Origin of the sequence: Leeuwenhoekiella sp. LLG6367-2.1 (assembly GCF_045055775.1) — a bacterium.
Taxonomy (GTDB): domain Bacteria; phylum Bacteroidota; class Bacteroidia; order Flavobacteriales; family Flavobacteriaceae; genus Leeuwenhoekiella; species Leeuwenhoekiella aequorea.
Genome location: NZ_CP159331.1, coordinates 695729 through 711047, shown reverse-complemented (window position 1 = coordinate 711047; position 15319 = coordinate 695729). Strand labels below are relative to the sequence as shown.

Annotated in this window: 12 protein-coding genes; 7 read left to right on the top strand and 5 right to left on the bottom strand. The window is 36.3% G+C overall.

Going from position 1 to position 15319, the window contains the following annotated elements; genetic code table 11:
• Nucleotides 1–118: 118 nt before the first annotated feature.
• Nucleotides 119–2971 carry an aminomethyl-transferring glycine dehydrogenase gene (gcvP, locus tag ABVM53_RS03200; RefSeq protein ID WP_405329386.1) on the top strand — a complete coding sequence of 951 codons (2853 nt, stop codon included), beginning with the start codon at nt 119–121 and terminating at the stop codon, nt 2969–2971.
• Between the two features lie 117 nt (nt 2972–3088).
• On the opposite strand, the gene ABVM53_RS03195 is transcribed toward gcvP, so the two are convergent.
• Entirely contained in the window at nt 3089–3592 is a 504-nt protein-coding gene (locus tag ABVM53_RS03195; RefSeq protein WP_405329383.1) for a GbsR/MarR family transcriptional regulator, read from the bottom strand.
• Nucleotides 3593–3671: 79 nt separating this feature from the next.
• Between ABVM53_RS03195 and ABVM53_RS03190 the strand changes: the two genes are divergently transcribed.
• The gene (locus ABVM53_RS03190; RefSeq protein ID WP_405329380.1) at nt 3672–4898 is read left to right on the top strand and encodes a glycosyltransferase family 4 protein; all 1227 of its coding nucleotides are present in this window, start codon (nt 3672–3674) and stop codon (nt 4896–4898) included.
• Between the two features lie 341 nt (nt 4899–5239).
• Here the strand turns inward: ABVM53_RS03190 and ABVM53_RS03185 are convergent, their stop codons facing one another.
• The 3 genes from ABVM53_RS03185 to ABVM53_RS03175 all read right to left on the bottom strand — a co-directional run bounded on the left by ABVM53_RS03185 (nt 5240) and on the right by ABVM53_RS03175 (nt 9137).
• On the bottom strand, nt 5240–7270 hold the full coding sequence (locus tag ABVM53_RS03185; RefSeq protein ID WP_405329377.1) for a M3 family metallopeptidase: 2031 nt from the start codon (nt 7268–7270) through the stop codon (nt 5240–5242).
• A gap of 209 nt (nt 7271–7479) precedes the next feature.
• Nucleotides 7480–7959, bottom strand: coding sequence for a 5-(carboxyamino)imidazole ribonucleotide mutase (gene purE / locus ABVM53_RS03180; protein ID WP_371456917.1), 480 nt, complete (start codon nt 7957–7959; stop codon nt 7480–7482).
• A 20-nt stretch (nt 7960–7979) separates the two neighbouring features.
• Nucleotides 7980–9137 (bottom strand): 5-(carboxyamino)imidazole ribonucleotide synthase, encoded by a 1158-nt coding sequence (locus ABVM53_RS03175; RefSeq protein ID WP_405330843.1) that lies wholly within the window; start codon nt 9135–9137, stop codon nt 7980–7982.
• A 208-nt stretch (nt 9138–9345) separates the two neighbouring features.
• On the opposite strand from ABVM53_RS03175, the gene ABVM53_RS03170 reads away from it, so the two are divergent.
• The 5 genes from ABVM53_RS03170 (at nt 9346) to ABVM53_RS03150 (ending at nt 14586) form a co-directional block, all read left to right on the top strand.
• Complete coding sequence (locus tag ABVM53_RS03170; RefSeq protein WP_405329373.1) at nt 9346–10452, top strand: adenylate kinase; 1107 nt, start codon at nt 9346–9348, stop codon at nt 10450–10452.
• Nucleotides 10453–10502: 50 nt separating this feature from the next.
• Complete coding sequence (obgE, locus tag ABVM53_RS03165) at nt 10503–11516, top strand: GTPase ObgE (RefSeq protein WP_405329370.1); 1014 nt, start codon at nt 10503–10505, stop codon at nt 11514–11516.
• Between the two features lie 74 nt (nt 11517–11590).
• A complete protein-coding gene (locus ABVM53_RS03160; RefSeq protein WP_405329367.1) occupies nt 11591–12112 on the top strand; it encodes a DUF4136 domain-containing protein in 522 nt (173 codons plus the stop codon).
• A 76-nt stretch (nt 12113–12188) separates the two neighbouring features.
• On the top strand, nt 12189–13157 hold the full coding sequence (locus tag ABVM53_RS03155; RefSeq protein ID WP_405329364.1) for a tetratricopeptide repeat protein: 969 nt from the start codon (nt 12189–12191) through the stop codon (nt 13155–13157).
• Between the two features lie 76 nt (nt 13158–13233).
• Nucleotides 13234–14586, top strand: a complete 1353-nt coding sequence (locus ABVM53_RS03150) for a UDP-N-acetylmuramate--L-alanine ligase (protein WP_405329361.1) — start codon at nt 13234–13236, stop codon at nt 14584–14586.
• Between the two features lie 18 nt (nt 14587–14604).
• Here ABVM53_RS03150 and ABVM53_RS03145 read toward each other — a convergent pair whose 3' ends face one another.
• A complete protein-coding gene (locus tag ABVM53_RS03145) occupies nt 14605–15231 on the bottom strand; it encodes an FMN-binding negative transcriptional regulator (RefSeq protein WP_405329358.1) in 627 nt (208 codons plus the stop codon).
• Nucleotides 15232–15319 lie beyond the last annotated feature (88 nt).

The window sequence follows — 15319 nt, the reverse complement described above, 5'->3', positions numbered from 1 at the left end:
TAAATATACTTTAACTGTTAATAAGTGTATTAAGTGGTTGAAAAAGTCATTGTTTCATACAGTTTTATTCATAACTGAAATCGTAATTTTGCCGCATCTAAAAATACACAAATTGCATATGAGAACAGATGTTTTTGCTTTAAGGCATATTGGATCAAGACCGGAAGAGAAAGAGGAGATGTTGAAAGCGATAGGAGCAGATACTATAGATCAGCTTATTTTTGAGACTTTGCCTGATGGTATAAAATTAAAGAAGCCCTTAAACTTAGAACCTGCGTTAAGTGAATATGAGTACGCAACTCATATCAATTCGCTAGCAAGTAAAAATAAATTGTTTAAAACCTATATAGGTTTAGGGTACCACGAGGCAAAAATTCCTGCAGTTATACAACGCAATATTTTAGAAAATCCCGGTTGGTATACTGCTTATACTCCTTATCAGGCAGAAATTGCTCAAGGTCGACTAGAGGCTTTGCTCAATTTTCAAACGATGATTGCAGACCTTACCGGTATGGAGCTTGCAAATGCATCTTTGCTGGACGAGTCAACGGCAGCAGCAGAGGCTATGACCTTGCTTGCAGCTGTACGTAGTCGTGATCAAAAAAAGAATGATGTAGTTAAGTTCTTTGTTGATAAAGAAATTTTACCACAAACACTTTCTGTACTACAAACGCGAGCTATTCCTGTAGGTGTAGAGTTAGTTATAGGAAATGCTCAAGAATTTGAATTTGGTTCAGATTATTTTGGAGCATTATTACAATACCCTGCCGCAAGTGGAGAAATCCACGATTATGCAGGCTTTATTTCTAAAGCTAAAGAAGCTGATATAAAAGTTGCAGTTGCTGCAGATATTATGAGTCTTGTGTTGTTAGAATCTCCGGGACATCTAGGTGCAGATGTTGTAGTGGGTACTACTCAACGGTTCGGAATTCCTTTAGGATATGGCGGACCTCACGCAGCGTATTTTGCTACACGCGAAGAATATAAACGTAATATTCCCGGACGTATAATTGGTGTTACTAAAGACCGTAATGGTAACCGTGCTTTGCGTATGGCGTTGCAAACTCGTGAACAGCATATTAAACGTGATAAAGCCACTTCAAATATTTGTACAGCACAAGTTTTACTAGCTGTTATGGCTGGTATGTACACAGTATATCACGGCCCTCAAGGGTTGAAATATATCGCTACAAAAATTCACCGTACCACAACTGCATTAGCAGATAGTTTAGAAAAATTAGGTCTGTACCAACTTAATACAGGATATTTTGATACTATTCGCGTCAAAATTGACGGGTCTAAACTTAAGAATATCGCAGAGGCTAATGAGATTAACTTCTATTATCCAGATGAAAATACAGTTTCGGTTTCTATAAATGAGACTACAAGTTTAGCTGATTTAAACACTATAATTTCAGTTTTTGCTCAGGCTTTAGATAAAGAATTTGTTGCTTTAGAAGAACTTCTAGAACTTGATGCGTTACCAGATAATTTACGTCGCAAGACTGAATTTATGACTAACCCTGTATTTAATAGCTATCATTCTGAAACAGAGTTGATGCGTTATATTAAAAGGTTAGAGCGTAAAGATTTGTCTCTTAATCATAGTATGATCTCTTTAGGTTCATGTACTATGAAATTAAATGCGGCTTCAGAAATGCTTCCGTTAAGTGATCCGAGATGGGGAGGAATTCATCCATTTGTGCCGGTAGAGCAAGCTCAGGGTTATCAAGAAGTTCTAACTAAGTTAGAAAGTCAGTTAAATGAAATCACTGGTTTTGCAGGTACTTCATTGCAACCTAATTCTGGCGCACAAGGAGAATATGCCGGCTTAATGGTAATTAGAGCGTATCACGAAAGCAGAGGTGAAAGTCACCGTAATATCTGTTTAATTCCATCATCTGCACACGGAACGAATCCTGCAAGTGCGGTAATGGCGGGGATGAAGGTAGTTGTTACAAAGGCTACTGAATCTGGAAATATTGATGTTGAAGATTTACGCCAGAAAGCAGAAAAATATAAAGATAATTTATCTGCCATAATGGTTACTTACCCATCTACGCACGGAGTTTATGAAAGTGCAATTCAGGAAATTACCGGTATTATTCATGAGAATGGTGGGCAGGTTTATATGGATGGCGCTAATATGAATGCACAGGTAGGATTAACAAATCCTGGAAGAATAGGTGCAGACGTATGTCACCTTAATTTACATAAAACATTCGCGATCCCTCACGGAGGTGGTGGACCTGGTGTAGGACCTATATGTGTTGCCGAACAACTCGTACCATTTTTACCTACAAACCCGGTAATTAAAACAGGCGGATCTCAAGCGATTTCAGCAATATCTGCTGCGCCTTGGGGGTCTTCACTTGTTTGCTTAATTAGTTATGCTTATATAAAAATGCTAGGTGCAGACGGACTTAAAGAATCTACTGAGGCAGCAATTTTAAATGCAAATTATATAAAGGAGCGACTTAAAGGTTCGTTTGAAGTCTTATATTCTGGTGAAATGGGTCGCGCTGCTCACGAGATGATCATAGATTGCCGCCCATTTAAAGATAATGGTATAGAAGTAGTAGATATTGCTAAACGTCTTATAGACTATGGTTTTCACGCTCCTACAGTATCATTTCCTGTTGCAGGAACAATGATGATAGAGCCTACTGAAAGTGAAAGTAAGGCAGAACTAGATCGTTTCTGTGATGCAATGAACTCAATTAGAAAAGAGATTGATGCGGCTACTATAGCAGATGAAAATAATGTTCTGAAAAATGCTCCTCACACTTTGCATATGCTTACCGCAGATACGTGGGATTTACCTTATACTAGAGAGCAAGCAGCTTATCCTTTGGAATATGTTGCAGATAATAAATTCTGGCCTACTGTGCGTCGTGTAGATGATGCTTACGGAGATCGTAATTTAATTTGTACTTGCGCTCCAATTGAGGAATATATGGAAGAAGCGTAACAGCCATTTAATATTTCATAAAAAACAAAACCACCTGATCAACAGGTGGTTTTTTTATTTTTAATGTCTTGTTTAAATTCAGCATAAGTAGTTGAGATAACATATCACAAACCCTTTTTAGGTCATTAACTTCATAATGGTTTTTGTAATCCAGTTTTCTTTCTGATTAATGATTTTTTCAAGCATGGTATCTGCTTTTTCGACGAAGTCGTGTAACTCTTGTGTCTTTTTCTTGAACTTTTGTGCTTCTTTACTCGAATCATCATCAAAGTTTTTAACCCCTTCAAGAACGCGTAAAGCTGGTTTAACCTCGCGTCTGCTGCGTTCAATCGCTATCTTACGCGCTAAAGAATCTACATCTTGATCTGCAACAAAATATTCGCGACGCTCTCCGGGTTTGTATTCTTTATAAACAATTCCCCAATCGATAAGACCACGTAAATTCATACTGGCATTTCCTCGCGAAATTTTAAGTTCTTCCATAACTTCTTCCATAGAAAGTGATTCTGGTGAGATCATTAAAAGCGCGTGAATCTGAGCCATCGTTTTATTAATTCCCCATTGAGAGCCCAAAGCTCCCCAGGTCTGTAAAAATTGTGCTTTTGCATCAGTAAATTCCATATTTAAATATACTAAATATTTGAAAGTTTCAGTAATAAGTGAAACATATTTATTAGTTAGGGAGAAGTATATTTGCAGGATGAAAGCATTAATTATAGGTAACGTCTGGCCTGAGCCGGTTTCTTCTGCAGCAGGAGCTCGCATACTTCAATTGCTAAGAGCTTTGCAAAACCAGGGATATAAAATACATTTTGCATGTGCAGCCGGGAAAACAAATTATGCAGAAGATCTGGAAAATCTTGATATAACAACTCAAGAAATAAAATTGAATGACGTATCCTTTGATCAGTATATCGCAACGCTTAATCCAGATTTAGTTCTTTTTGACAAATTTGTTATCGAAGAGCAGTTTGGGTGGCGTGTAAAAGAACAATGTCCAGATGCGATACGCGTTCTGGAGACTATAGATCTCCACGGACTACGCAAGGGTAGGGAAGCGGCATTAAAAGCAGGTGTTCCCTTTACAGAAGATTTTTTAGATAATGATTTTGCTAAGCGAGAAATAGCAAGTATCTATCGATGTGATTTGTCCCTTGTAATTTCTGAAGCTGAAATGCAACTTTTAGAGGAATACTTTAGAATTCCTAAACAGCAAATTTTTTACCTGCCCTTTATGGTCGATGAAGTGACGTCTTCTACCAGTACTAATTGGAAAAGGTATGAGGAACGCGCTCACTTTGTTACGATAGGCAATTTTAGACATGAACCTAATTGGCAATCTGTACTTCAATTAAAAAAAGAAATTTGGCCATTAATTCGGAAAGAATTGCCTCAAGCGGAAATGCGAATTTATGGGTCATATCCTGCTGAAAAGAATACGCAACTGCATAATCCTAACGAGAAATTTTATGTTTTAGGTAGAGCCGAAAGTGCTTTTGAAGTTATTGAGGATGCACGTGTACTATTGGCGCCGCTTCTTACCGGAGCGGGTTTAAAAGGAAAATTATTGGAAGCAATGCAATGTGGAACTCCAGCAGTTACCAGCACAGTTGGAGCTGAAGGTATGCATGGAGAATTGCCATTTAACGGGATCGTGACTGACGATTCGGCTCTCTTTGCTCAAGCAGCAATTGAGTTGTATACCAATGAAGATAATTGGCTTCAAGCAAGAGCTAATGGTATAGAGGTTATAAATGAGCGTTTTCTAGCTAGTAAATGGCAACCCGAATTTGCAAAGAGTCTTAGCGCGTTAAAACAGAATTTAATACCACACCGCAAGTCAAATTTTACAGGATCTATGCTCTGGCACCAATCGTTACAGGCTTCAAAATTTATGAGCAAATGGATAGCAGAAAAAAATAAATAAGATCCTCAAAAGCATAACTCTTGAGGATCTTATTATTGTTTTTCAAAATGAAGAAAATTAGTTATAAAAATCGAACTTAAAACAAGTGAAATACCTGCTAAAATAATCCCGATAAGCATGTTTTCTACATTTAGATTATTCAAATTAATATATAATAACCCCACGCTTATTCCAAGGATAGCAGCCAGCCCACCATATAATCTATTATTAATTTTGTGAGATAGAATCATCCCACAGCTCTTGCACACAATAGGAGGATAGGATTTTAAACTCAGAAACTTTTTATAATTTTCTGAGTAGCTAATTTAGAATCACAATTAGGGCAATTGGCCATATGAGTTTTATTTTATTAACCCTGCTCTCTTTAATAAAGCTTCAGGATTAGGTTCTTTTCCGCGGAAGCGTTTGAACAAAACCATTGGATCTTCAGTACCACCTTGTGATAAAATGGAATCCTTAAATTTTGTTGCTACTTCTTTATTAAAGATACCATTTTCTTGAAAATAAGCAAAAGCATCAGCATCTAACACTTCTGCCCATTTGTAAGAGTAGTAACCGCTAGAGTAACCTCCTTGGAAGATGTGGGAGAAAGAAACACTCATGCAGTTCTCGGGAACTTCAGGATATAGCTTCGTGTTTTCAAATGCTGCCTCCTCATGAGCTTTAACATTAGTTATTCCGCTAGGATCTGCTGCATGCCAAGACATATCTAAAATACCAAAGCTTAATTGACGCAATGTTTGCATACCTTCTTGAAAATTGGCTGCTTTTTTAATTTTATCAATTAGTACCATAGGAATTGTTTCTCCAGTTTCATAATGCTTAGCAAAAAGCGCTAGAGCTTCTGGTTCATAGCACCAATTCTCTAAAATCTGACTTGGTAATTCTACAAAATCCCAAAACACAGAAGGTCCTGATAAACTAGGATAGGTGGTATTTGCCAGCATTCCATGTAAACCGTGACCAAACTCGTGAAATAAGGTAGTAACCTCGTTGAAGGTTAGAAGAGACGGTTTTGAAGCTGTAGGCTTAGTGAAATTACAAACGTTAGAAACGTGTGGACGTTCATTAATACCATCTTTTATAAACTGACCCTTAAATTGCGTCATCCAGGCACCTCCGCGTTTTCCTGCACGCGGATGAAAATCTGCGTAAAAGAGCGCAATAAAATTATCTTTCTCGTCAAACACTTGATAGGTTTTGACATCTTTATGATATTTAGGAATACCAAAAACTTCAACAAATCTCAGATTATAGAGTTTAGTTGCAATCGTAAATACACCCTCTATTACATTTTCTAATTTGAAGTAGGGTTTTAGGAGTTCGTCATCTAATTCAAAAAGTTCTTGTTTTAGTTTTTCTGAATAAAAAGCACTATCCCATTTTTGGAGTTGGTCTATATCGTCACGTTCTTTTGCAAAACGTTCTAGTTGTTTAAATTCAAGTTCAGCGGCTGGTTTTGCTTTTTCCAGCAGATCTTCAAGAAAACGAGTAACATTCTCTGGTGTCTTTGCCATACGCTCTTCTAAAACAAAATGCGCATGAGTTTTATAGCCTAAAAGATTTGCACGCTCGTGACGTAGATTTACAATTTCGAGAACATTTTTTTGATTGTCGAGCTCGTCATTGTGAAAACCTTTTGCGCCAAAAGCAAGAGCCATTTCTTTACGAAGTTCTCTGTTTTCAGCATACTTCATGAAAGGAATATAACTTGGATATTCTAGTGTGAAAATCCAGCCATCTTTTCCTTTTTCCTCGGCAGTTTGAGCAGCAGCTTCTTTAGCGCTTTCTGGTAAACCTGCTAAATCAGATTCATTTGTAATATGTAATTCGTATTTATTAGTCTCGGCTAATATATTCTCTCCAAAAGTTAAAGCAAGTTTAGAGAGTTCGGTATCAATTTTCCGTAAACGACTTTTTTTATCTTCAGAGAGGTTTGCACCATTACGAGCAAACCCTTTATATTTTTTCTCGAGTAAAACAAATTCTTCTCTAGTGAGATCTAATTGGTGTCGTGATTCATAAACTGCTTTAACACGTTTAAACAAGGCCTCATTTAAAGTTATATCATTTGAAAATTCAGATAATAATGGTGATATTTCCTGAGCAGTCTTTTGAATTTTATCGTTTGTCTCTGCACTATTGATATTAAAAAATACGCTGGTCACCCGATCTAATTTATAACCGGCAAAATCTAATGCAGCAATTGTATTTTTAAATGTAGGTTCTTCAATAGAATTAGAAATTGCATCAATTTCTAAACGAGCTTCTTTTATAGCGGCTTCAATTGCAGGTTTATAATCTGCATCATCAATTTTATCAAATGGTGCTATATCAAAAGTATTGAGCAATATATTTTCAGAATTTTTCAATTTGAATGTATTTTATTAAGAATATGTCGTTAATCTAGTATTGTATAATTTTTAACGGGATATCTTGTTAAATTGTTTAATTTTGTTAAACCCCAATAACTTACTGGAATAGATTTGTAGACAGGTTTGATTAATAATATTTAGAATGGTTAATAAATAAAATTTAATTGCCTAGCATTTCTATAGAGAGCCGTCTTTGACGGCTCTTTTTATTTTTTAATAGTTTTGGCGCCTTCTATGACTTTAGTCTTGAGGCTATCTTTAAAATCAACTATTTTATCTCTGATAGCGATATCGGAGGCACCTAAAATTTGAGCAGCAAGAATTCCGGCATTTTGAGCTCCGTCAAGTGCTACTGTAGCAACAGGAACACCACCCGGCATTTGTAATATGGATAATACAGAATCCCAACCATCTATTGAGTTACGCGATTTAACCGGAACGCCAATAACTGGTAAAGGTGATAATGATGCAATCATTCCCGGTAAATGTGCAGCGCCACCGGCACCAGCTATAATAACTTTTATGCCTCGCGTGTGTGCATTTTTACCATAATCGAATAATTTATCGGGAGTACGATGTGCAGAAACTATATCTATTTCTGTTTCGATTTCAAATTGCTTTAATATATCTATCGCAGCTTGCATGATTGGCATGTCGCTGGTACTTCCCATAATAATTCCTACCATATGATGTGTTTTTAAGCTTATTACTTTGTGATAACTTTTATTGTATTTTTTACTTCCTCTGCAATTTTACGAGCTTCACTAAGATCACTATTTATAATTGTGACGTGTCCCATTTTCCGGAATGGTCTGGTTTCCCGTTTGCCATATATATGAGGAATAACGCCTTTTAGTGCTAGAATATGCTCAATCTTCTCGTAAAATACATCTCCTGTATAACCTTCTTCTCCAACCAGATTCACCATAACAGCACCCGTTTTACTTTCCGTTTCTCCTAGAGGTAAACCTAAAATTGCTCGTAGATGTTGTTCAAATTGATTTGTATAACTGCCTTCTATACTGTAGTGCCCGCTATTGTGGGGTCTTGGGGCTACTTCGTTAACTATTATATCATCATCTTCCGTTTGAAATAATTCTACTGCTAGAAGTCCTACGTGCTCAAATGCTTCGGAAACTTTAGTGGCAACCTCACGTGCTTTTTGTGCTACTTGCTCATCTATACGAGCCGGGCAAATCACATATTCTGCTTGATTCGCTTCAGGATGAAATTCCATTTCTACTACGGGATAGCTTTTAACCTCTCCTTTAGGATTGCGCACCACAATTACCGCAAGTTCATTTTTAAAGGGAATCATACTTTCAGCAATACAAGGAACATCTATAATTTTATTTAGATCTTCTGCATTACGTACGACTTGTACACCTTTTCCATCATAACCACCTTGAGTACTTTTCCAAACAAAAGGAAAGCTCATTTGATTTGCTGTTAAGTCTAGTCTTAGAGCTTCTAAGTTTGGGAATCTTTTATATGCTGCGGTGGGAATATTTTGTTCTGTATAAAAATCTTTCTGTACACCCTTATCTTGAATTTTCCGTAAAGTTTGCGGACTTGGATAAACCGTAATTCCCTCGGCTTGTAATTTTTCTAAAGCCTCAATATTTACTGCCTCAATTTCAAATGTAACTACATCAGCTTGTTTTCCGAAGTTATAAACCGTTTCAAAATCCATAAGATCTCCCTGAACAAAATGATTTGCAGCTATTCTTGATGGAGCTTCTGGGCTTGGGTCTAATACCAGTGTTTGTATATCAAACTTACGAGTCTCGTAAAGTAGCATTTTACCGAGTTGACCACCGCCTAAAATTGCAAGTTTAAAATCTGAAGAGAAATAAGAATTCATTAAAATAAGGTCTGTTAGCATCAAAAATTTATGATTGCAAAAGTAAGATTTTAGCACTAGAATTGTGCGTGTATGATCTTAAAACCTTTGTAAGATGAAGCGCTCTGTTTATTTTTGGGACTCGAGTTCATATTGAAATTTCTAAAGGTTTATATTAACTAACAATATGTATCTTTGCTGTTTAGTTTAAACCACTTCCAGACTAACCATGATTAAACTACACGGTCTCCATTTTGATGAGTTTATCTCAGAAGACAAGCTCAAACAGGCAATAGAAGAAGTAGCAAATAAAATTAACGCAGATTATGATGGTAAAGAGCCGCTTTTTCTGGTTGTTCTTAATGGTGCGTTTAAATTTGCAACAGAGTTATTAAGCCGATTTAACGGCAATTGTGAGATTGAATTTTTAAAGCTTAGCTCGTATGACGGTACTTCAAGTACCGGTGAGGTAATGACACATATTCCCATAGATGCAGATCTGGAGGATCGTGAGGTTATTATAATTGAAGATATTGTTGATAGTGGTAACACTATTGAAAAGTTGACCGAAATGATGGTGAGTGGTGGAGTGAAAAATTATCGCTTTGCCAGTTTATTTTTTAAGCCTGAGGCCTATTCAAAGGAATATAAGATTCATTACGTTGGGTTAGAAATACCTAACGATTTTATAGTAGGCTATGGCCTTGATTATAACGGTTTGGGGCGTAACCTCAATGCTATTTATAAACTTAAAAACACAAAAATGACAAATTTGGTATTGTTTGGCCCTCCAGGTGCCGGGAAGGGAACACAAGCCTCTTTTTTGAAAGAAAAGTACAATCTGATTCACATTTCTACCGGAGATGTTTTTAGATACAATATAAAAAATGCTACTGAGCTAGGTATGCTGGCTAAATCATATATGGATAAGGGGCAGCTAGTTCCAGACACCGTAACCATAGATATGTTGAGCGCTGAAGTAGATAAGAATGCAGATGCTAATGGTTTTATATTTGATGGTTTTCCAAGAACTATAGCCCAAGCTGAAGCACTTGATGCGCTTTTGAGTGATAAAAACACGCAAGTATCTGCAATGATCGCATTAGAAGTTGATGATGAGATTTTAGTTCAAAGACTTCTGGAACGTGGTAAAACAAGTGGCAGAAAAGATGATGCAGATGAGACTGTTATACGTAAACGTATTAAAGTTTACTATGATGAGACGGCTATTTTAAAAGGATACTATCAAAAACAAGATAAATATTTTGGTGTTGATGGAGTAGGAGAGGTTACTGAGATTACAAACCGTTTGAGTAAAACAATTGACACACTTTAACTAGTGTACAAGTGCTATTAAGTACTTATATTTTTAATTTATAGATTTTTATGACCGAAGGTAATTTTGTTGATTATGTGAAGATGCACGTTTCATCTGGTAAAGGTGGGGGAGGTTCTGCTCACTTGCGCCGTGAAAAGTTTGTGACAAAAGGTGGGCCTGACGGTGGTGACGGTGGTCGTGGCGGTCATATTATCGTGCGTACAAACCCAAATTTGTGGACGCTGCTTCATCTTAAATTTAAAAGGCATATTAGAGCTGGGCACGGTTCTAACGGAAGTAAGCAAACGAGTACTGGTGCAGATGGGGAAGATATTTATGTTGATGTGCCATTAGGTACAGTTATACGAGATACAGAAACGCAGGAGATTATACGCGAGCTTACCGAGCTAGACGAAGAGTTTATAATTGCCAAAGGTGGTATGGGCGGTTTAGGGAATGCTCATTTTAAAACTGCAACAAACCAGACTCCTCGTTATGCACAACCAGGAATGGATGGTGTTGAGGTTAATGTTACTCTAGAGCTTAAGGTACTTGCTGATGTAGGATTAGTAGGATTTCCTAATGCGGGTAAGTCTACCTTATTATCGGTAATTACTGCAGCTAAACCAAAAATTGCTAATTATGAGTTTACAACTTTAAAACCTAATCTTGGAATAGTACAATACAGAGATTTTCAAACTTTTGTCATTGCTGATATCCCCGGAATCATAGAAGGTGCAGCAGAAGGAAAAGGTCTGGGTCACCGTTTTTTAAGACACATAGAGCGTAACTCAACATTACTCTTTATGATACCAGCTGATGCTCCAGATGTGGCAGAGCAGTATCACGTTTTATTTAATGAACTTGAGAAATACAATCCTGAGCTGTTAGATAAAGACAAGTTAATAGCAATTACAAAATGTGATATGCTTGATGCAGAGCTCAAAGCAGAGCTCAAAAAGGAATTAGATAAATCACTTGAAGTGCCCTATTTATTTATATCCTCTGTTGCACAGCAAGGACTAGTAGAGTTGAAGGATAAGCTTTGGGCTATGTTGAATAAGCCTGAATCTAACGATTAATCCAAATATTTTTTTAGGATTTTATTGACTTACATACTTCATCATTATGCCTATTTTTAGAAAAAAGCATAATGATGAAGTATTTTTCAGTTATACTGGTTGCCTTTGTTTTAATTTCTTGTGGTTCTACTCAGGTAAATTATGATTACGATGAGCAAATAAGTTTTTCTAAATATAAAACATATAATTACCTGCCTGATATGCAGACTGGTTTAAGTCAGTTAGATGCTAATAGGCTTATAAGTGCGATCGATTTGGTTATGGGTGAAAAAGGTTTTACAAAATCTGAAAATCCTGATTTGCTAATTAATATAATGTCTGATCAGTACAGAGAATCGTCTCAGAATTCAGTAGGTGTAGGAGTAGGTAGTGGCGGTTATGGTGGAGGAGTGAGTATAGGTGCCGGAATCCCTTTAGGAGGCAGTAAAGACCATCAAACGATTACCATAGACCTTGTAGATAGCAGCGAAGATATTCTTGTATGGCAAGCCGTAAGCGATAGTAATATTGCATTAAATACAAATCCTCAAGACCGAGTTTCTTACTATACTAAAGTGAGTCAGAAAATTTTCAAGAATTTTCCTCCCGAGAAATAAAGTGCGACTTACTAATTTTATTGAACGTTATATTTCTGGTCTGCTTTTTGTTTAGCTTTGAGCAAAATAATTATCTATGTCTTTTCGGTTTGTATCGTTAATTTTCATTCTCTTATTCGCTTTTCCCAGTTATTCACAGCAGTCTGAATTTGTGATGGCAGAAAATTATTATAATGCTGAAAAATTTGATAAGGCGAAGCCTCTATTGCTTTCCTATTTAAAAAAACATCCTTCAGATAAATTAACTCGAGAATATTTAGGGGATATAGCTTCCTATTCAAAAAATTGGGATTCTGCCTTATCATATTATAAAGATCTTGTAGAAGAACAATCCTCAAGTGCTAACTATCATTTTAAATATGGCGGGGCTTTAGGAATGAAAGCTTTAAGTATAAGCCGCATTCGAGCTCTTACCTATATCGATGACATAAAAGAGCACTTTCATAAAGCAGCAAAATTAGATCCTAAACATATTGAGGTTAGATGGGCACTTATTGAACTTTACTTACAACTGCCCGGAATCATTGGTGGCAGTACTAGCAAAGCCCAAGATTACGCACTAGAGTTGCAAAAGATTTCTCCTGTAGATGGATATCTTGCCAGAGGTTATGTGGCAGAATACCAAAATAATTTAAAAGAAGCTGAAGGCCTTTATAAAAATGCTATTCGTGTGGGTGGATCACCTACAACATACGCAAAACTTATCGCATTATATGAGAAGGATAATGAGCCTCAAAAAGCATTAGACGCAGCAACTACAAGTTTCAAAATACATAAGCGCAATCAAATTAATTATCAAATAGGTAAGATTGCTGCTGAATTTAATTTAGAGCCGATTCTAGGCTTAGCTAGTCTCAAACAGTACATTGCAAATTATTCTTACAAAGATGGGGTTCCTGTAGGTTGGGCGCAGTATAGAATGGCACAGATCTATAAAAACCAAGGAGACAAGACCAAAGCACTTCATTATATAAATTTATGCTTGGCAGACTTGCCAGATTTTAGTGATGCCCACGACGAGAAAAAGCAGATAATAGCTATGTAATTTATTAAATCACGATATTTTAAAAATTAGCGTGATGTGATTTTTTGTAACTTGCCTAGACAATTTACAAGCGATTATGAGAGTACATTTTATAGCTATAGGTGGGAGCGCAATGCATAACTTAGCATTGGCACTTCATCATAAAGGTTTTGCTGTTAGTGGTAGTGATGACGCTATCTTTGAGCCATCAAAATCCCGACTTCAAAATTATGAGTTGCTTCCTGTAGAAATGGGTTGGTTTCCAGATAAAATTACCTCAGATATTGATGCTGTTATTTTAGGTATGCATGCTAAAATAGACAATCCAGAATTGGTTAAAGCTCAAGAAATCGGATTAAAAATTTATAGTTACCCAGAGTTTCTTTATGAACAATCTAAGGAGAAAACACGTGTAGTTATAGGAGGATCTCACGGAAAAACTACAATAACCTCTATGATCCTGCACGTTTTGCATTATCACAGTAGAACAGTAGATTATATGATAGGCGCACAACTACCGGGCTTAGAGACTATGGTGCACCTTACCGATGAGAATGACTTTATTTTACTAGAAGGTGATGAGTACTTATCATCTCCTATAGATAGAAGACCTAAATTTCATTTATATCAGCCTAATATTGCGCTCATAAGTGGTATAGCCTGGGATCATGTAAATGTTTTTCCTACATATGAGAATTATATTGAGCAATTTGAAACTTTTGCAGAATCAATTTCCAGAGGAGGAATTCTTGTTTACAACGAGGATGATGCTGAGGTAAAACGTATTGCTGAAGCGGCTCAAGCCCCAACCAGAAAGCACTCCTATACCTTACCTGAATACAGTATTGAAAATGGAGAGACTCTGCTAAATACTCCAGACGGACCAATGCCAATATCTGTATTTGGAGAATATAATTTAAGCAATTTAGCAGGAGCAAAATGGATTTGCCAGCATATGGGTATTGATGAAGATGATTTTTATGAGGCCATTGCAGGATTTGAGGGAGCTGCTAAACGTCTTGAAAAAATAGGTGAAACGGCGATAAATATTGCTTATAAAGATTTTGCGCATTCACCTTCAAAAGTAAAAGCAACAACAGATGCAGTTAAAAATCAATACCCTAACAAACGCTTGGTTGCTTGTTTAGAACTTCACACCTATAGTAGTTTAAATGCCGAATTTATAAAAGGTTATAAAGGAGCGTTAGATGCGGCAGAAGATGCAGTAGTCTTTTACTCACCAGAAGCGGTAGCTATAAAACAATTAGAAACGATTACTAAAGAGCAAATTGCTTCAGCCTTTGATAGAGAAGATTTAATTATTTATACAGATCCCACCGAATTTAAAAGTTATCTCGAAAACACTGCATTTAATGATACAGTACTTTTACTTATGAGTAGTGGAAATTACGGCGGATTAGATTTCAGTAAAATTCAGGATTTATTATAGCTCGATGATATAAGCTTATTATTTATTTTTGGGTTTGTGATTTTTATATATGGCCTCTACATAGTTATTCATAATAGATGAATAATTTTCAGTTAGTGCCCCTTTGGCGCTTTGGATATCATTCTCATTTTTATCTTGAGATAGTTTAAACTTTCCTTCCCAGGATGTTATTTTAATTTCAAATCCTGTAACGTATTTTACAAAAGCTTCCATTCTTGAATCGTTAATATCTAATTGAAATTTTTGATTCTCTCCTTCAAGATACTGAGTTAGTTCTACCATAGTTTCCTTTAATTCTTCAGATGATTGAAGTTTTATAAGGGAGCCCTCAAGATGTATTTTAATATAATTCCAGGTAGGAAGTTGTGGAGTGGTGTATATGCTTGGTGATATGTAACTATCAGGGCCATTAAAAACTAGAGTTACTTTAGAGCCTTCCTGCAAATGGCTTAACTGAGGATTAGTATTATCTATATGTCCCAACAGTGACCCGGTATCCGCATCGGGCTTATACAATAGGGGGAGATGAGTTAATAATGGTTTGTCATCTTTAGCCGTAATAATCAATGCCAAAGGAAATGTCTTTATGGTCTCAACGATATTTATAAACTCTGATTCTTGATGATGCGAAGGGGGATAAGCCATTTTTATAATTTTCAATTTTTCAGAGGTAAAGTTACCTTAAAGCGTATTTGAAAAAGTTTACTGAATACGATTTTTGCGGTTCAATGCA